Source organism: Streptomyces sp. CB02058, from assembly GCF_001905505.1.
In the GTDB taxonomy this organism is placed as follows: Bacteria; Actinomycetota; Actinomycetes; order Streptomycetales; family Streptomycetaceae; genus Streptomyces.
Window position 1 is genome coordinate 301967 of sequence record NZ_LIPG01000001.1, and the last position, 15957, is coordinate 317923.

The 15957-nt window shown below is 72.2% G+C and carries 15 protein-coding genes; 8 read left to right on the forward strand and 7 right to left on the reverse strand.

Annotated elements, in window-relative coordinates:
* The 3 genes from AMK10_RS01505 to AMK10_RS01515 are packed head-to-tail and all read left to right on the forward strand — an operon-like array spanning position 1 to position 2875.
* On the forward strand, positions 1 to 1578 hold the full coding sequence (locus AMK10_RS01505; RefSeq protein WP_073743990.1) for a 4-coumarate--CoA ligase family protein: 1578 nt from the start codon (positions 1 to 3) through the stop codon (positions 1576 to 1578).
* Positions 1575 to 2309, forward strand: a complete 735-nt coding sequence (locus tag AMK10_RS01510; RefSeq protein WP_073743992.1) for an enoyl-CoA hydratase family protein — start codon at positions 1575 to 1577, stop codon at positions 2307 to 2309. Before AMK10_RS01505 ends, AMK10_RS01510 begins: the two co-directional genes overlap by 4 nt.
* The gene (locus tag AMK10_RS01515; RefSeq protein WP_073743994.1) at positions 2297 to 2875 is read left to right on the forward strand and encodes a TetR/AcrR family transcriptional regulator; all 579 of its coding nucleotides are present in this window, start codon (positions 2297 to 2299) and stop codon (positions 2873 to 2875) included. Before AMK10_RS01510 ends, AMK10_RS01515 begins: the two co-directional genes overlap by 13 nt.
* Before the next feature lie 55 nt (positions 2876 to 2930).
* Here the strand turns inward: AMK10_RS01515 and AMK10_RS01520 are convergent, their stop codons facing one another.
* The gene (locus AMK10_RS01520; protein WP_073743996.1) at positions 2931 to 3575 is read right to left on the reverse strand and encodes a hypothetical protein; all 645 of its coding nucleotides are present in this window, start codon (positions 3573 to 3575) and stop codon (positions 2931 to 2933) included.
* 182 nt (positions 3576 to 3757) lie between these two features.
* Complete coding sequence (locus tag AMK10_RS01525) at positions 3758 to 4867, reverse strand: citrate synthase 2 (protein ID WP_073743998.1); 1110 nt, start codon at positions 4865 to 4867, stop codon at positions 3758 to 3760.
* A gap of 251 nt (positions 4868 to 5118) precedes the next feature.
* On the opposite strand from AMK10_RS01525, the gene pdxH reads away from it, so the two are divergent.
* The gene (pdxH, locus tag AMK10_RS01530; protein ID WP_073744000.1) at positions 5119 to 5751 is read left to right on the forward strand and encodes a pyridoxamine 5'-phosphate oxidase; all 633 of its coding nucleotides are present in this window, start codon (positions 5119 to 5121) and stop codon (positions 5749 to 5751) included.
* A 4-nt stretch (positions 5752 to 5755) separates the two neighbouring features.
* Here pdxH and AMK10_RS01535 read toward each other — a convergent pair whose 3' ends face one another.
* The gene (locus AMK10_RS01535) at positions 5756 to 6355 is read right to left on the reverse strand and encodes a TetR/AcrR family transcriptional regulator (protein ID WP_073744002.1); all 600 of its coding nucleotides are present in this window, start codon (positions 6353 to 6355) and stop codon (positions 5756 to 5758) included.
* A 101-nt stretch (positions 6356 to 6456) separates the two neighbouring features.
* Here AMK10_RS01535 and AMK10_RS01540 point away from each other — a divergent pair, with 101 nt between their 5' ends.
* Together AMK10_RS01540 and AMK10_RS01545 are read left to right on the forward strand one after the other, a co-directional pair.
* Positions 6457 to 7242, forward strand: coding sequence for an SDR family oxidoreductase (locus AMK10_RS01540; protein ID WP_073744004.1), 786 nt, complete (start codon positions 6457 to 6459; stop codon positions 7240 to 7242).
* A gap of 382 nt (positions 7243 to 7624) precedes the next feature.
* Positions 7625 to 9010 (forward strand): PAS domain-containing protein, encoded by a 1386-nt coding sequence (locus tag AMK10_RS01545; RefSeq protein ID WP_073744006.1) that lies wholly within the window; start codon positions 7625 to 7627, stop codon positions 9008 to 9010.
* Between the two features lie 73 nt (positions 9011 to 9083).
* Here the strand turns inward: AMK10_RS01545 and AMK10_RS01550 are convergent, their stop codons facing one another.
* Positions 9084 to 9839, reverse strand: a complete 756-nt coding sequence (locus AMK10_RS01550) for an SIS domain-containing protein (RefSeq protein ID WP_073744008.1) — start codon at positions 9837 to 9839, stop codon at positions 9084 to 9086.
* Positions 9840 to 10049: 210 nt separating this feature from the next.
* On the opposite strand from AMK10_RS01550, the gene AMK10_RS01555 reads away from it, so the two are divergent.
* Positions 10050 to 10742, forward strand: coding sequence for a metal-dependent transcriptional regulator (locus AMK10_RS01555; RefSeq protein WP_073744010.1), 693 nt, complete (start codon positions 10050 to 10052; stop codon positions 10740 to 10742).
* An 819-nt stretch (positions 10743 to 11561) separates the two neighbouring features.
* Positions 11562 to 12455, forward strand: coding sequence for an alpha/beta fold hydrolase (locus AMK10_RS01560; RefSeq protein WP_073744012.1), 894 nt, complete (start codon positions 11562 to 11564; stop codon positions 12453 to 12455).
* Between the two features lie 150 nt (positions 12456 to 12605).
* On the opposite strand, the gene AMK10_RS01565 is transcribed toward AMK10_RS01560, so the two are convergent.
* Genes AMK10_RS01565 through AMK10_RS01575 form a run of 3 tightly spaced genes read right to left on the reverse strand, consistent with a single transcriptional unit; the run spans position 12606 to position 15849 of the window.
* Positions 12606 to 14252 carry a transporter gene (locus AMK10_RS01565; protein WP_073744015.1) on the reverse strand — a complete coding sequence of 549 codons (1647 nt, stop codon included), beginning with the start codon at positions 14250 to 14252 and terminating at the stop codon, positions 12606 to 12608.
* Positions 14249 to 15133 carry an ABC transporter ATP-binding protein gene (locus AMK10_RS01570; protein ID WP_073744017.1) on the reverse strand — a complete coding sequence of 295 codons (885 nt, stop codon included), beginning with the start codon at positions 15131 to 15133 and terminating at the stop codon, positions 14249 to 14251. The genes AMK10_RS01565 and AMK10_RS01570 overlap by 4 nt, the downstream gene beginning before the upstream one ends.
* Before the next feature lie 38 nt (positions 15134 to 15171).
* Positions 15172 to 15849: a bifunctional DNA primase/polymerase gene (locus tag AMK10_RS01575; protein ID WP_073744019.1), complete on the reverse strand. Its 678-nt coding sequence runs from the start codon at positions 15847 to 15849 to the stop codon at positions 15172 to 15174.
* Positions 15850 to 15957 lie beyond the last annotated feature (108 nt).

Consider the following 15957-nt stretch of genomic DNA (forward strand, 5'->3'; position numbering starts at 1 on the left):
ATGGTGTTCCACAGCGAGTACGCAGATGTCCCGGCCCTCGATACACCCATCCACGAAGCCGTCCTCGGGAACGCCGCGGACTTCGGTGACACCCCGGCCCTGGTCGACGGGACCAACGGGATGACCGTCACCTACGCCCAGCTCGACACCTTCCACCGGCGCATCGCCGCCTTCCTCGCCGATGCCGGACTGCGCAAGGGCGACGTCCTCGCGCTGCACAGCCCCAACACGATCGCCTACCCGCCCGTCTTCTACGGGGCGACCAGGGCCGGTGCCACCGTCACCACCATCCACCCGCTGGCCACCGCCGAGGAGTTCGCCAAGCAGCTCCAGGACTCCGCGGCCCGCTGGATCGTCACCGTCTCCCCGCTGCTCGACGTCGCCCGCGGCGCCGCACGGATCGCGGGGGGCATCGAGCAGATCTACGTCTGCGACCAGGCCGAGGGCCACACCTCCGTACTCGACATGCTCGCCTCCACCGCCGCCGAACCGGAGATCACCTTCGACCCGGCCGAGGACGTCGCCGTGCTCCCGTACTCCTCGGGCACCACCGGCACCCCCAAGGGCGTCATGCTCACCCACCGCTCCATCGCCACCAACCTGGAGCAACTCCGCCCCTTCGTCCCCCTCGGCGAACGCGACCGCATCCTGGCCGTGCTGCCGTTCTTCCACATCTACGGGCTGACCGCGCTCATGAACGGACCGCTGCGCTACGGCGCCACGGTCGTCGTCCTGCCCCGCTTCGACCTCACCCAGTTCCTCGAGACGATCCAGACCCACCGCATCGCGGGCCTGTACGTCGCCCCGCCCATCGTCCTGGCCCTCGCCAAGCACCCGCTCGTCGGCGACTACGACCTCTCGTCGCTGGAGTACATCGTCAGCGCCGCGGCCCCCCTGGACGCCGAACTCGCCGCGGCCTGTTCCACCCGGCTCGGCGTACCCGCCGTACGGCAGGCCTACGGCATGACCGAACTCTCGCCCGGCACCCATGTCGTGCCCCTCGACGCGGAGAACCCGCCGCCGGGCACCGTCGGGAAGATGCTGCCCGGCACGGAGATGCGGATCGTCTCGCTCACCGACCCCGGCATCGACGTCCCCCTCGACACCCCCGGCGAGATCCTCATCCGCGGCCCCCAGGTGATGAAGGGCTACCTCGGCCGCCCCGACGCCACCGCCGCCATGATCGACGAGGACGGCTGGCTGCACACCGGGGACGTGGGGAGGGTCGACGAGGCCGGCTGGCTGTACGTCGTCGACCGGGTCAAGGAACTCATCAAGTACAAGGGCTACCAGGTGGCCCCCGCCGACCTGGAGGCACTCCTCCTGACCCACCCGTCGATCGCCGACGCCGCCGTCATCGGGGTGTACGACGCCGACGGCAACGAGGTCCCCAAGGCGTTCCTGGTCCGCGCCCCCGGCGCCGAGGACCTCGGCGAGGACGACGTCATCGCCTATGTCGCCGACCGGGTGTCCCCGTACAAGAAGGTCAGACAGGCGGAGTTCATCGAGGCCGTGCCCCGAGCGGTGTCCGGCAAGATCCTGCGGCGGGAGCTGCGCGACCGGGAGAAGCAGCGATGACCCTGGCACCCCCCGTCCACGAGCGCGGCATCACCACGCTCACCCTCGACGCACCCGCCAAGCGCAACGCGCTCTCCGCGCGTCTCGTCGGAGAACTGACCGAAGCCCTGGCCGGCTGCGCGGCCGACGACTCCGTGCGGGCCGTCGTCCTCACCCACACCGGCACCACCTTCTGCGCGGGCGCCGACCTGACCGCACCACCCGAACCGGCGGCGTTCGTCGCCCTGATGCGGGCGATCGTCGCCCTGCCCAAGCCCGTCGTCGCCCGGGTCACGGGTCATGTCCGGGCCGGCGGCCTCGGGCTCCTCGCGGCCTGCGACATCCCGGCGGCGGGAGCGGATGCCACCTTCGCCCTCACCGAGTCCCGCCTCGGCCTCGCCCCCGCCGTCATCTCCCTGCCGCTGCTGCCCCGCCTCGACCCGCGCGCCGCCGCCCGCTACTACCTCACGGGCGAACGCTTCGACGGACCGGAGGCCGCCCGCATCGGCCTCGTGAGCATCGCCGCCGAGGATGTGGACAAGGCGCTCGTACCGGTACTGGACGGACTGCGCAGGGCCTCCCCCCAGGGGCTGGCGGCATCGAAGGAGCTGGTCACGGCTACTGTGCTGCGTGGCTTCGACCAGTACGCCGAAGATCTCGTCACCCGCTCCGCAGCGCTCTTCGCCTCCGACGACGCACGGGAGGGGATGACGGCCTTCCTGGAACGACGGGATCCCTCATGGGTGCTGTGACCTCCCCGAAGCAGGACAGGAGCCGCGCCACCCGGCAGCGGCTCCTGGCATCAGCGGTGGCCTGCCTCGCCGAACACGGCTGGGCGGGCTCCACCGTCTCCGTCGTCGCCGAACACGCCGGGGTCTCGCGCGGCGCCGCCCAGCACCACTTCCCCACCCGTGAGGACCTGTTCACCGGCGCCGTCGAATACGTCGCCGAGGAACGCTCGGCCGCCCTGCGCGCCCTGCCCGTCCAGGGCCGCGCGGAAGTCGTCGGCGCGCTCGTCGACCTCTACACCGGCCCGCTCTTCCGGGCCGCGCTCCAGCTCTGGGTCGCGGCCTCGAACGAGGAGCAGCTCCGGCCCCGGGTCACCGAACTCGAGGCCCGCGTCGGCCGGGAGACCCACCGCATCGCCGTCGGCCTCCTCGGCGCCGACGAGACCCGCCCCGGGGTCCGCGAGACGGTGCAGGGCCTCCTCGACATGGCCCGGGGCCTCGGCCTCGCCAACCTGCTGACGGACGACGGGGCGCGACGGCGCCGCGTCGTCACGCAGTGGGCGGCCCTGCTCGACGACGCGCTGGGCTGATCCCCTGCGCGGCCGTCGAGGACGCGACGCACGGCGCCAGGACAGGAACGGAGGGTCAGCTGGTCCAGAGGACCGGGCTGTCGGTGTACGCGTCACCCTCGTCGAACGAAGCGGCCGCGACGGGCTCGGTCTTCGTGGCGCTGAGCGAGCAGGTCTCGTACGACGCGCCCTTGGTGGTGAAGTCGCGGGGGGCCGTCTCGCTGTCGCACTTGCCCGGGAGGTCGCCGATCAGGATGACCCCCGTGGGGCCGCCGCCCGCCAGCTGCCCGCGCAGCCTCAGCGACGCGTACGACAGGTCGGTGCCGCCGACGTTCTCCACCTTCATCCGGATGTAATAGGGCGTCATGCCCTTCGCCTTCGCGCCGAACCGCTCCATGTCGGCCTCGGCGCCCTTCTCGATCGCCGTGACCGTCACGGCGACGGTGCCCTTCTTGTCCGTCCCGTACGTGAACGGCAGGACCGCCCTGTCGCCGACCTCGAGCTTCGAGCCCGGTGCGGTGACGTCCCCGTCGGCCGGAGCGGCGCCGTCGTCGGTGGGCTCCGCGGACGGGCTCTCGCCGGCCGGATCGGACGGTGCCGGGGCGGAGGCCGACGGTGAGTCCGGTCCCGATGCCGAGTCGGCGCCGTCCTCGCAGGCCGTGAGCCCGAGCGTCATGGCGGTGAGAGCGGCAGCGAGGGCGATGCGTCCCTTGTGTGTCATTTTTGACCTAACTGGCAGTGAGGGGAGCCCCGAAGGGCAGCCGGTGCGTTCAACTACCGGGCGCCCCGGTGACGACGGTCCGTCACCGGGGCGCGCCGTGACGCGTCTCAGGATGCCGCCAGGAATGACACAGGCGAGCCACAGGCGTGCGACGGGTGAGGCACGACCTGCCCGGCCCTCCGTCAGTTGCCCAGGTCCGCCAGCTGGTCGAAGCCCGGGATCTCGTGCGGGTCGCGGGTGCCCGGGCCGACGTACGTCGCCGAGGGGCGCACCAGGCGGCCCGTCCTCTTCTGCTCCAGGATGTGCGCCGACCAGCCGGCCGTGCGGGCACAGCTGAACATCGACGTGAACATGTGCGCCGGGACCTCCGCGAAGTCCAGCACGATCGCCGCCCAGAACTCGACGTTCGTCGCCAGGACGCGGTCCGGGCGGCGGGCGTGGAGCTCTTCCAGGGCCGCCTTCTCCAGGGCCTCCGCCACCTCGAAGCGCGGGGCGGCCAGCTCACGGGCCGTGCGGCGCAGGACGCGGGCGCGGGGGTCCTCGGCGCGGTAGACGCGGTGGCCGAAGCCCATCAGCCGCTCGCCCTTGTCCAGCGCCTGCTTCACATAGGCCCGGGCGTCGCCGGTCCGCTCGATCTCCTCGATCATGCCGAGGACCCGGGACGGGGCCCCGCCGTGCAGCGGGCCCGACATCGCGCCGACCGCGCCGGAGAGGGCGGCCGAGACGTCCGCGCCGGTGGAGGCGATGACACGGGCGGTGAACGTCGAGGCGTTCATGCCGTGTTCGGCGGCCGAGGTCCAGTAGGCGTCGACCGCCTTGACGTGCTTCGGGTCCGGCTCGCCGCGCCAGCGGATCATGAACCGCTCGACCACGGACTCCGCCTTGTCGATCTCGCTCTGCGGGACCATCGGCAGGCCCTGGCCACGGGCCGACTGGGCGACGTACGACAGGGCCATCACGGCCGCGCGCGCGAGGTCGTCGCGGGCCTGCTCGGCATCGATGTCGAGCAGCGGTTTCAGGCCCCACACGGGCGCCAGCATGGCCAGCGCGGACTGCACGTCCACACGGATGTCGCCGGAGTGCACCGGGATCGGGAACGGCTCGGCGGGCGGCAGACCGGGGTTGAACGCCCCGTCCACCAGCAGCCCCCAGACGTTGCCGAACGACACGTGGCCGACGAGATCCTCGATGTCGACGCCGCGGTAACGGAGCGATCCGCCTTCCTTGTCGGGCTCGGCGATCTCCGTCTCGAACGCGACGACTCCTTCAAGTCCGGGTACGAAGTCGGACATCGGGCGGCTCCTTCGGCTCGGCGGCTGTATGACGGCGACAAAGGCCTGTCCACGATACTGGCGGGTTCCCACGACGCGGGGAAGGGTGACGTCCGGCACAGCCTGCCGGCCCGGGGACCGAACCCCTGCCCGCAGGGAACACCGGCCCGCTGCGGCAGGATGGCCCCGTGCCCACAGCTGATGCCACTCCGTCCTCCGCTTCCGCCTCCTCTCGCACTCCGTCATCCGATTGCACCACCGATCCGGCCGCGATGCGCGAGCAGTACCGCTCCGAGGACTTCACCGAGAAGGACCTCGCCGCCGACCCCATGGACCAGTTCGCCCACTGGTTCCGCCAGGTCGCGGGGGGCGGCGCGCTCCACGAGCCGAACGCGATGGTGGTCTCCACGGCCGACTCCGAGGGACGGCCCTCCTCCCGCACGGTGCTGCTCAAGCACTACGACGACCGCGGTTTCGTCTTCTTCACCAACTACGGCTCCCGCAAGGGCCGCGAACTGACCGCGAACCCGTACGTCTCGCTGCTCTTCCCCTGGCACCCGCTGGCCCGCCAGGTCATCGTCACCGGCACCGCCTCCCGCGTGGGCCGCGAGGAGACGGTCGCCTACTTCCGCACCCGCCCGCACGGCTCCCAGCTGGGCGCCTGGGCGAGCGACCAGTCGACCGTGGTCGGCTCCCGGCAGGAGCTGGTCGACCGCTACGAGGAGCTCGCAGCCCGCTACCCCGAGGGCGAGAAGGTCCCCGCGCCGCCGCAGTGGGGCGGTTTCCGCGTCGTACCGGACGCGATCGAGTTCTGGCAGGGCCGCGAGAACCGGCTGCACGACCGGCTCCGCTACGTGCGCGAGAGCCCGGCCGCCGGCTGGCGGGTGGAGCGGCTCTGCCCGTGACCCGTCAGGCCGCCCCCGGCCCCTGGGGAGGCGGCGGCAGCAGGCGTACGAGGTCCAGGAGCTCGGCCTCGGTGATCTCCTGGCCCAGGAACACCGTGCGGTAGACGACATAGCCCACCCAGCTGTCCACGACCGCCTCCACCGGCAGGTCCCGCGGCAGCCCGCCCCGCTCCACGCCGTTGCGCAACAGCTGCGAGACCGGCGCGGAGTGGGCCTTGAGGAGATCCCGCAGATCGGCCCGGCCCGGCTCCCCGCGCTCGGTCAGCGCGCCCGTCACCACCCCGGGGTCGCCCAGCAGGGTCAAGGTGCGCACCAGGTTCCGCAGCCAGAGCAGCGCGTCCTCGCGCACGTCGCCGGTGTCGGGGGCCGGGCCCGGGGCAAGCCGGTCCGCGACCGCCTCGGTGACCACGGCCGCCTTGTTCGGCCACCAGCGGTAGACCGTCATCCGGGCCACCCCGGCACGTGTGGCGATGCGGTCCATCGTCACGCCCTTGTAGCCCAGCTCGTCCACCAGCTCCCGTGTGGCAGCCAGGACGGCCTCATGGGCGTCGGGGTCACGGTGCGGGCCGCGCCGGGGGCGAGGGGTGGCGGAACGGTCGTCCATGAGGGTCTCCTGCGCAGCGGGCGGGCACGGCCGGAATATTTAGACTGTACGTACTGTCTAGTCTAGTGTCATCCGGCACATCTCAGCGTGGAGGTTCAGTCATGGAAGACCGTTTCGGCGGCAAGGTCGTCCTCATCACCGGCGGCGGCTCCGGCCTCGGCCGCGCGGCGGCCCTGCGGGTCGCGTCCGAAGGCGCCAGGCTCGCCCTGGTCGACGTCAGCGAGCAGGGCCTCGCGGACACCGCGGCCGAGATCGAGAAGGCCGTGCCCGGCGCGGAGGTCCTGAGCATCACCGCGGACGTCAGCTCCGAGGACGACGTGCGGCGGTACGTCTCCGCCACGATCGAGGCCTACGGGCGCATCGACGGCTTCTTCAACAACGCGGGTATCGAGGGCAAGCAGAACCTCACCCAGGACTTCGGCACCGACGAGTTCGACCGCGTCGTGTCGATCAACCTCCGCGGCGTCTTCCTCGGCCTCAAGTACGTGCTCCCGGTCATGAAGGGCCAGGGCTCGGGCTCGGTCGTGAACACCGCCTCCGTCGGCGGCATCCGGGGCGTCGGCAACCAGTCCGGCTACGCGGCGGCCAAGCACGGCGTCGTCGGCCTCACCCGTAACTCCGGTGTGGAGTACGGGCAGTTCGGGGTCTCCATCAAGGCGATAGCCCCCGGCGCGATCATGACCCCGATGGTCGAGGGCTCGCTCCGCCAGATCGACCCGGTGAACTGGGAGGAGGCCGGCGCGGCCTTCGTCAGCGGCAACCCGATGCGGCGCTTCGGCAAGCCGGAGGAGGTCGGCAACCTGGTCGCCTTCCTGCTCTCCGACGAGTCCGGCTTCATCAACGCGACGGTCGTCCCGATCGACGGCGGCCAGTCCGAGCAGTACTGACCCTCCCCGCCCGGAACGCGGAAACCCGCAGGCTCTGGTCCCTCCTTGCGGAGGAGCCGGCCGGACTTACCGGCGAGCCTGCGGGTCGGTGACTGCTTGGGTTTCGGCAGACAGCCTGCCGAGGTGCACGATGTGCGACGACGGGCTGTCAGCCCGCAGCCACCTCACGAATCCGATAAGACTGCACTTTTCGGATCACCTCCTTTCAACGTGTACGCACAGCCTAGGAACCGCCCCGGGACCGCACAAGCGAATTAACGGGAGCGCCGGTGGACACCGGATTTCCGGGAAGTGGCTGTGTGGTGGCTCACGTTCGAGTTCAATTGTCTGACGTGCGGCAATGCGGAACGCGAAGCGGAAGACGCCCTGCGGGAGGTACGGAGTGAGTGCTTCCAGGAGCACCGGGACCACCGACGCGCTCGGTCCCGACGAGGACCCCGAGCGGGAGCCGTCGGCAGTCGTTCCAGGCTCCCGTCTGCTCGCCGCGCTGCTCGACGGGATGGACGCCGCGCTCTGCGCGTTCGACGCGCACGGCACGATCACCCACTGGAACCGCGAGGCGGAACGGATTCTCGGCTGGACCGCCGCCGAGGCCGTCGGACGGCGCGGCTTCGCGGGATGGGCCGTGCGGAGCGCGGACGCGGGGGACGTGCAGAAACGACTGCTGGCCGTCATGGACGCCCCTGGACGCCAGGTCCACGAGTTCGCGCTGCTGCGCAAGGACGGCGGGCGCGTTCTCGTCCGTACGCAGTCCTCGGGCGTGCGCGGTGAGGACGGGAAGCCGGCGGGGGTGTACTGCGCGTTCAGCGAGGTGCACGCCCAGATCGACCTGGAGCGCTCCATCGCGCTCAGCGAGGCACTGTTCGAGGACGCGTCCTGGGGTGTCGTCGCCGTCGACGTCGACCTGCGGCCGACCATCGTCAACGCCTACGCCGCCCGGGCGCTGGGCGGCGGGCGCACCACGCTGCTGGGGCGCCCGCTGGGCGAGCTGATCGTGCAGGGCGTCGAGGACCTGGAGGGCGCGCTCCAGCACGTCCTGGCCGAGGGCCCGCCGCCCGCGCCCGCCGAGCTCTGGGTGACGCTGCGGACGGCGGAGGGCGACCGGCGGCGCTGCTGGCGCAGCGGGTTCCTCCGGCTGGCCTCGCCGCTCGCGGAGGAGCCGGTTCCGCTGGGCGTCGGCTGGCTGTTCCGGGACGTCACGGCGGCGAAGCTCGCCGAGCAGGAGGCGGACCGGATGCGTTTCCGGGCCGCCCAGCTGCACCGGGCGGCCCGGCAGGCCGCCGAGTGCGAGGACCCGATGGAGGCGGCGACCACGTCGCTCGACTACGCCCTGGCGGGGTTCGCCGACCACGCGGTGCTGGACGTGCGGGCGGACCTGGCGGCAGGGGAGCGGCTCGTACGGGCAGCCGCGACGCCGTCCGACGCCCCGGGCCCGTGCCTGCCGGTCTCCGGCGGCCCGCTCCCGGTGCGCTACGGCCCGGGGCACCCGGCACTCCAGGCGGTGGAGCGCACGGGGTCCGTCCGCGTCGCCGCGCCGGTCGGAGCGGGCGCGGCGTGGGCGGTGGAGCACCAGTGGCCCGGTGACTCGGTGCACGCGCTGAGCACGGTACTGCGCAGCCGGGGGCGGACGCTGGGCGTGGTGACGTTCCTTCGCGCGGCGAACCGCAGCGCGTTCGAACGGCCGGACGTGGTGTACGCGGAGAGCGTGGCGGTCCGGGTCGCCTCGGCGGTCGACCTGGCCCGGCTGACCGCCGAACCGGGGCTCTGAAGGGCTGGAGGAGACGCCCGGCGGGCCGCCGGGCCGGGGCTCCGAGGGGCCGGAGGAGGCGCCCGGCGGGGCGTCAGTGGCGGTAGAAGATCCGGTCGCCGTACTCCCGCATCACGCGCCCGTTCCACTCGTGCCCGCCGTCGACGTTGCCCGAGCGCAGCAGCGGCGGCTCGATGCCCCGGGCGACGAGCTCCTCGGCCGCGGTGGCCATCATGGCCTGCATCAGCGCGCTGGTGACGACCGTGGACGCCGGGGCGAACGGGGCCTCGATGCCCTCCGCCGTCAGCTCCGCGTCCCCGATGGAGATCTTGCTGTCGAGCACGATGTCGCAGTGGTCCCGCAGGAAACCGCCCGAGGCGTGCCGGGACTTGGTGCCCGTCGTGTACGCGACCGAGGTGACCCCGATGACCGTCAGCCCGAGCGCCCGCGCGTTCTGCGCCATCTCCACGGGCAGCGCGTTGCGCCCGGACAGGGAGATGATCACGAGCAGGTCCCCGGAACGGGCCGGGCTGGAGTCGAGCACCGCGCTCGCGAGGCCGTCGACCCGCTCCAGCGCTGAGCCGAGCGTGGCGGGCATGACGTCGACGCCGACGGTGCCCGGCACGGCGAGCAGGTTCATCAGGGCGAATCCGCCGGCCCGGTAGACGACGTCCTGCGCCGCGAGCGAGGAGTGCCCCGCACCGAAGGCGAAGAGCCGGCCGCCCGCCGCGACGGTGTCGGCGATCGCGGCACCCGCTGCGGCGACGGCGCCGGACTCCTCGTCGCGCACCCGCTCCAGCAGGCCGATCGCTGCGTCGAAGAACTGACCGGCGAGCTTGCTGTCGCTCATCGAGGAGGCCTTTCCTGCGGGAGATGGGGGTCCGTGCGGTGCCCGTGCCGCGGATCACGTTGCGGTCTGGACCACTGGGCTGTCAATAGGGGCCCGGACCGCCCGGCAGCACAGGCATGCGACGGCGGGGCACGGTTGTCGGCGCCATGCGTCAGAATTGGTGGAGGGCCATCGCACGACGACTTCATGTCACAGCATCGAGGGGCACGTATGTCCGGACTGATCGATACAACGGAGATGTATCTCCGCACCATCCTCGAGCTCGAAGAGGAAGGCGTGGTCCCGATGCGCGCCCGGATCGCCGAACGGCTGGACCAGAGCGGTCCGACGGTCAGCCAGACGGTGGCGCGCATGGAGCGGGACGGACTGGTCCAGGTCGCGGGCGACCGCCATCTGGAACTGACCGAGGAGGGGCGGCGCCTGGCGACGCGGGTGATGCGCAAGCACCGCCTCGCCGAGTGTCTGCTCGTCGACGTCATCGGCCTGGAGTGGGAGCAGGTCCACGCCGAGGCGTGCCGCTGGGAGCACGTGATGAGCGAGGCCGTGGAGCGGCGGGTGCTGGAGCTCCTGCGGCACCCGACGGAGTCTCCGTACGGCAACCCGATCCCGGGTCTGGAGGAGCTGGGCGAGAAGGCCGAGGCCGATCCGTTCCTGGACGAGGGCATGGTGAGCCTGGCCGAGCTCGACCCGGGCTCGGAGGGCAAGACCGTGGTGGTGCGCCGGATCGGGGAGCCGATCCAGACCGACGCACAGCTGATGTACACGCTGCGGCGGGCGGGCGTGCAGCCCGGTTCGGTCGTCAGCGTGACCGAGTCGGCCGGCGGGGTGCTGGTCGGTTCCAGCGGCGAGGCGGCCGAGCTGGACGCCGAGGTCGCGTCGCACGTGTTCGTCGCGAAGCAGTAAGCAGTAAGCAGAAGCGGTGAGCAGAAGCAGCCGGCGTGAGCAGAAGCAGCCGGCGGAAGCTGAGGCCGGGGCAGTCGCTCGGGCCGAAGCGGAATGAACAACCGAACAGCGAGCGGCAAGAGCATCGGCACGGCGTTGATCAGTCGCTGACCAGCGCTGATGCACGCACCGGCGTCCTGATGGCATGTGCAGGCGCCGGTGCGGATGCACGTGCAGATCTGCGCCGGTAAGCCCGCTTTCTGTTTTCCGCCCGGAATCGCAGCGCCCGGGCGAATCGCGTGCCAGGCTGTGGCCATTGCATTGACCTGGGGGCGCCGGCAGACCTTGCCGCGCGGTCGGGGAGGGAGCGGGAAATGCGCCCGTCGCACTGGCACGTGCGCTGTGAGGGGGCGGCCGGGTTCTGTGACGCCTCGACGGCCCCGCGGGCCGGGCGAGCCGCGCCGCCGGTCCGGAGTGATCGCGGACCCGAAGGACCGGGCGGATCCGGTGGAGCGGGTGTGCCCGGCAGGCCGGCCGGACCCGGTGGATTCATCTGTTCTGGAACAGGGCGAGGCCCCGGTGCCCTGAGGCGCCGGGGCCGGTCCTCCCCTGCGCTGACCTGGAGCCCCGAGCTCCCGAGGTCAGTCCCCGCGGACCCCTTGTCCCCGAGTGATCCGCTTCCCGGTGAAGGTCTCCCCCCGGCCGGGCGCATCAATCCTGAACCGCTGTCACCCAAACGTGGGATCGTGCGAGCCGGACCCGAGTTTTCGAATAAAGGTTCGATAGTCTGGCTCGTACGCGGTACACGGTGATCGAGGACCCGAAGGGAGTGCCAGACCTATGGTGCGGCGCGTTGATGTGACCGGGTCCGACGGCGTACGCCTCGCGGCCTGGGAGTTCGCCGATCAGCCCAAAGGGCGCCCGGAGGGCGGGCAGGCCCCCGGGATCTTATTGCTGCACGGCCTGATGGGGCGGGCCGCGCACTGGGCCTCCACCGCCCGCTGGCTCTCCGAACGCCACCGGCCGGTCGGCCTCGACCAGCGGGGACACGGCCGCAGCGAGAAGCCGTCCGACGGGCCGTTCACCCGTGACGCCTACGTCGCGGACGTCGAGGCGGCGATCGAACAGCTCGGCCTCGCCCCCGTCACCCTCATCGGGCACTCGATGGGAGCGCTCACGGCGTGGCAGCTCGCCGCGAAGCGCCCCGATCTCGTCAAGGCCCTGATCATCTGCGACATGCGGGCCTCCGCGCTCGGCGGGGCCTCCCAGCGGGAGTGGGAGGACTGGTTCGACGCCTGGCCGCTGCCCTTCGCGACGCTCGCCGACGTACGGAAGTGGTTCGGCGAGGACGACCCCTGGGTGGAGCGGCCCAACCCCTCGCGCGGTGAGTTCTTCGCCGAGGTGATGGCCGAGAGCTCCGACGGCTGGCGGCCCGTCTTCTCCCGGGAGCAGATGCTCGTCTCCCGGGCCACCTGGGTCTACGACGCCCACTGGGAGGAGCTGGCGCAGGTGCGCTGCCCCACCCTGGTCCTGCGCGGGATCGACGGGGAGCTGGGCAGGGCGGAGGCCCAGGAGATGGTCCGTGTCCTGCCGCGCGGGCAGTACGCCGAGGTCGCGGACGCCGGACACCTCGTCCACTACGACCAGCCAGACGGCTGGCGCACGGCGGTGGAGCCCTTCCTCGAACAGCTCGCGGAGGACTTCCGGGACGACAGGGAGCCCGTCAGCCCCTGACCGCTCGTCAGGCCATGACGCGGGGGCGCCCGGGAAGCCCCTGGCCACCCGTGTCCCTCCTGCCCCGCCCGGAAGTCCCTGCGCCGGCCGGAAGCCGCCGCGGGCCCGGAAGTCCCTGCCCCCGGCCCGGAGCCCCGAGCCCCCGGCCGCTCAGCCCTTGCTGACCGCGGCCAGGATCTCCGGGAGCCGGTCCGCCGTGCGCGGAGCCGCCAGCCGCACGCCCAGCCAGCCGATGAACGCCCCGTAGACAGCTCCCACCGGAAGCAGCAGCCACAGCAGGCCGTGGTGGTCCGCCACATGCAGCCAGATCGTCAGCGCGATCACCGGGGCGCTCAGCACGGCCGCCGCCACCATGCCGCCGAAGATGGAGATCCAGGCGAGCCCGGCCTGCCCCGGCGCGACGTTCTTGAACGCCCCGTCCTGCGGGATCGAGTACGGGAAGAGCGCCGAGGCCAGGGCGCCCGTCGCCAGCATCGCGCCGAGCAGGGCGAAGGACAGCCCCATGACGCCCGGCAGCGCCGCCCAGTCCCCGACCACCGCGGCCGTCACCACCGTCACCAGGACCGTGTACGGCAGGGTGATCAGCAGCAGGGCCAGGGCCCGCGCCCGCAGTTCGAGGTAGGCGTCCCTGGCCGACGACACCGTGAGCGCCACCATCCAGAAGGCGGAGGTGTCCTGCCCGAACTGGTTGTACATCTGCATGCCGAGCATGCCCGCCGCGAAGCAGGCGAAGTAGACCGATCCGACGCCCTGCACGGCGTTGAGCACCGGCACGATCAGACCGATCGCCAGCGCCGTCACCCAGGACGCCTTGGTCTTCGGGTCCCGTACGACATAGCGCAGACTCCGCTGCATCACCGTCCCCGTACGCCCCTCGGGCAGCAGCGCGTGGAGCCCTGAACGGTCATCGCCCGACCGCTCGGCGGACGGCTCGGCCGCGGCGATCGTGGAACCGTCCGGTGCCGTCATCAGCTTCACCAGGCTCCGCTGCCACAGCCCCATCAGGACCCCCAGCGCCAGCAGCGAGACCAGTACCTGCGCCACCGCCGTCCCGTACGCCCCCTCGGAGGCGGACCCCACGGCGCCGAGGGCCGAGGCCGGCGGCAGCCAGCGCACCACGTCCGCGACCGGCTCCAGCGAGGACAGCCCGCCCGCCCGCTCCAGGTTCTGCGCACCGAAGTTGACGAACTGGATGCCCACCGCGATCACCAGCCCGCTGAGCACCGCGAGGTCACGGCCCTTGCGCGAGGTCAGCAGCCGGATGTTCGCCGTGGCGACGGACCGCGCCAGCGCCACACAGACCAGCAGCGTCAGCGGCACGGCGATCACCCCGGACACCACCGCCGCGGCGCCGTGCGCCACCGCGATCACCGAGCCCAGGGCCAGCACCAGGGTGAAGAGGGGCCCGATGCCGATCAGCGAGGCCACCAGCAGTGCCTTGATCAGCGGCCCCGGCCGCAGCGGAAGCATCACCAGCCGGCTCGGGTCCAGCGTCTCGTCGCCGCTCGGGAAGAACAGCGGCATCACCGCCCAGCCCAGAGCCAGAAGCGCGCTCAGCAGCACCACCAGGGTCTCCGCGTGCGCGGAGCCACGCAGCGCGATCAGGCCGATCAGCTGGCCCGCGGCGAGCAGCAGCGTGACGACGAGGGAGGCCACATAGGCGGCCCGCCGCCCGGACGACTGGCGCAGACCGTTGCGCAACAGCGTCAGCTTGAGGCTCACGAACACCGGCACGAGACCCTGACCGCGAGCGGCAGGGACGGCGGACCCGGTGGGGGCGGCGTCCAGGACGGTCATCGGGCACCGCCCAGCCAGTCCAGGGAGTCACCGGTGTCCCGGGCGCCCGCGCCGACCAGTTCGAGGAAGGCCGCCTGGAGGGAGGCGGCGTCGCCCCGCACCTCGGCCAGCGTGCCGTGGGCGCGGATCCGCCCGCCCGCCATCACGGCCACCCAGTCGCAGAGGGACTCGACGAGCTCCATGACATGGCTGGAGAAGACCACGGTCGCCCCGGAGCGGGTGTAGCGCTCCAGCACCCCGCGGATGGTCTGGGCGGACACCGGGTCCACGCCCTCGAACGGCTCGTCGAGGAAGAGGACTTCGGGGTTGTGCAGCAGCGCCGTCGCCAGCCCGATCTTCTTCCGCATCCCGGTCGAGTAGTCCACGACCAGCTTGTGCTGCGCACCCGCCAGATCGAGGACGTCGAGCAGCTGGGTCGCGCGCTTGTCCACCTCGGCGCCGGGCAGCCCGCGCAGCCGGCCGTTGTACGCCAGGAGTTCACGCCCCGACAGCCGCTCGAAGAGACGCAGCCCCTCGGGGAGCACACCGATCCGTGACTTCACCTCCACCGGGTCGCGCCACACGTCGTGGCCCGCGACCTCGATCCGTCCCATGTCCGGCCTGAGCAGCCCGGTCACCATGGAGAGCGTGGTGGTCTTCCCCGCGCCGTTGGGACCCACCAGGCCGATGAACTTGCCCGCGGGCAGCTCCAGATCGATCCCGGAGACGGCGACCTGCTGCCCGAAGCGCTTCCACAGCCCTTCCACCCGTACGGCCACCGGCGAAGCCGCCCCGGCGCCCGGCGAAGTCCCCTCCACCACCGTCCTGTCGGCCACCGGGGCCGCGCCGCCCGCCCCGCTCGCCCTGTCCGCCCCGCCCGTGCTGTCCGCCTGGTCCGGCATGGCACTGCCTTTCGGTATCCCCGCGTGTGGGGACCAGCCTACGAAAGGCGCGCGCGGGCGTCGGCCGCCTCCCGCGCACAGGCGTACGCGAGCGGGTTGATCAGCTCGTCCGCGTCCGGCAGCCACAGATTGACGCGGGAGGGCCTGCGGGCCCACTGCACGGCCCCGCGCCCGCCCACCCTGGTCGGCGGCCCGGCCACGTACTCTCCCTCGCCGCGCCCCACCATGCCGATGGCCCGGGCGTCCCAGCCCAGTTGCCGGACGAGGGCGGGCGCCTTCGCGGCGGCTCCCGGCAGGACGAAGAAGAGCATCCGCCGGTCCGGGGTGCGGGTCACCGGGCCGAGCGTGAGACCCATCCGCTCCATCCTGGCCATCGCGAGGAAGCCCGCGGACTCCGGTACGTCGAGGGCGTCGAAGGTCCGCCCGGCCGGCAGCAGCACCGACGACCCGGGCTGCCTTGACCACATCCTGCGGGCCGCCGCCGCGCTGCCCGTCGCCTGGCCCGCCCAGTCGGGACGGGCGGGATGCGCCCCCGGCTCCTCGCAGAGGGCGTCGCCGCACGAGCAGCGCTCCGTCCCGCCCACGGCTTCGAGCCAGGTGCCGGGGAACACGTCCCAGTGCCGTTCCTGGGTGTACCACGCAGCGGCTTCGAGCAGCTGTTCACACCGCTGTTGAGGGATACGTGCGGCTTCCGTCACTCCGATGGGCTCTTCCACGCACCACACAACTCCGGTCGCCACCAGGGGTTACGGGCGCGCGTGCGCCCAATATGGCGGATCGATCCTGCATATGGGGCGCACGGATGCATGGGCGGGGGCGCGCGT

Bases quoted from the DNA above. Each gene is read 5' to 3' on its own strand.
- AMK10_RS01520 (WP_073743996.1), bottom strand. From the start codon at position 3,575: ATGACACACAAGGGACGCATCGCCCTCGCTGCCGCTCTCACCGCCATG.
- pdxH (WP_073744000.1), top strand. From the start codon at position 5,119: ATGCGCGAGCAGTACCGCTCCGAGGACTTCACCGAGAAGGACCTCGCC.
- AMK10_RS01565 (WP_073744015.1), bottom strand. From the start codon at position 14,252: ATGACCGTCCTGGACGCCGCCCCCACCGGGTCCGCCGTCCCTGCCGCT.
- AMK10_RS01525 (WP_073743998.1), bottom strand. From the start codon at position 4,867: ATGTCCGACTTCGTACCCGGACTTGAAGGAGTCGTCGCGTTCGAGACG.
- AMK10_RS01570 (WP_073744017.1), bottom strand. From the start codon at position 15,133: ATGCCGGACCAGGCGGACAGCACGGGCGGGGCGGACAGGGCGAGCGGG.
- AMK10_RS01560 (WP_073744012.1), top strand. From the start codon at position 11,562: ATGGTGCGGCGCGTTGATGTGACCGGGTCCGACGGCGTACGCCTCGCG.
- AMK10_RS01515 (WP_073743994.1), top strand. From the start codon at position 2,297: ATGGGTGCTGTGACCTCCCCGAAGCAGGACAGGAGCCGCGCCACCCGG.
- AMK10_RS01555 (WP_073744010.1), top strand. From the start codon at position 10,050: ATGTCCGGACTGATCGATACAACGGAGATGTATCTCCGCACCATCCTC.
- AMK10_RS01540 (WP_073744004.1), top strand. From the start codon at position 6,457: ATGGAAGACCGTTTCGGCGGCAAGGTCGTCCTCATCACCGGCGGCGGC.
- AMK10_RS01505 (WP_073743990.1), top strand. From the start codon at position 1: ATGGTGTTCCACAGCGAGTACGCAGATGTCCCGGCCCTCGATACACCC.
- AMK10_RS01550 (WP_073744008.1), bottom strand. From the start codon at position 9,839: ATGAGCGACAGCAAGCTCGCCGGTCAGTTCTTCGACGCAGCGATCGGC.
- AMK10_RS01510 (WP_073743992.1), top strand. From the start codon at position 1,575: ATGACCCTGGCACCCCCCGTCCACGAGCGCGGCATCACCACGCTCACC.
- AMK10_RS01535 (WP_073744002.1), bottom strand. From the start codon at position 6,355: ATGGACGACCGTTCCGCCACCCCTCGCCCCCGGCGCGGCCCGCACCGT.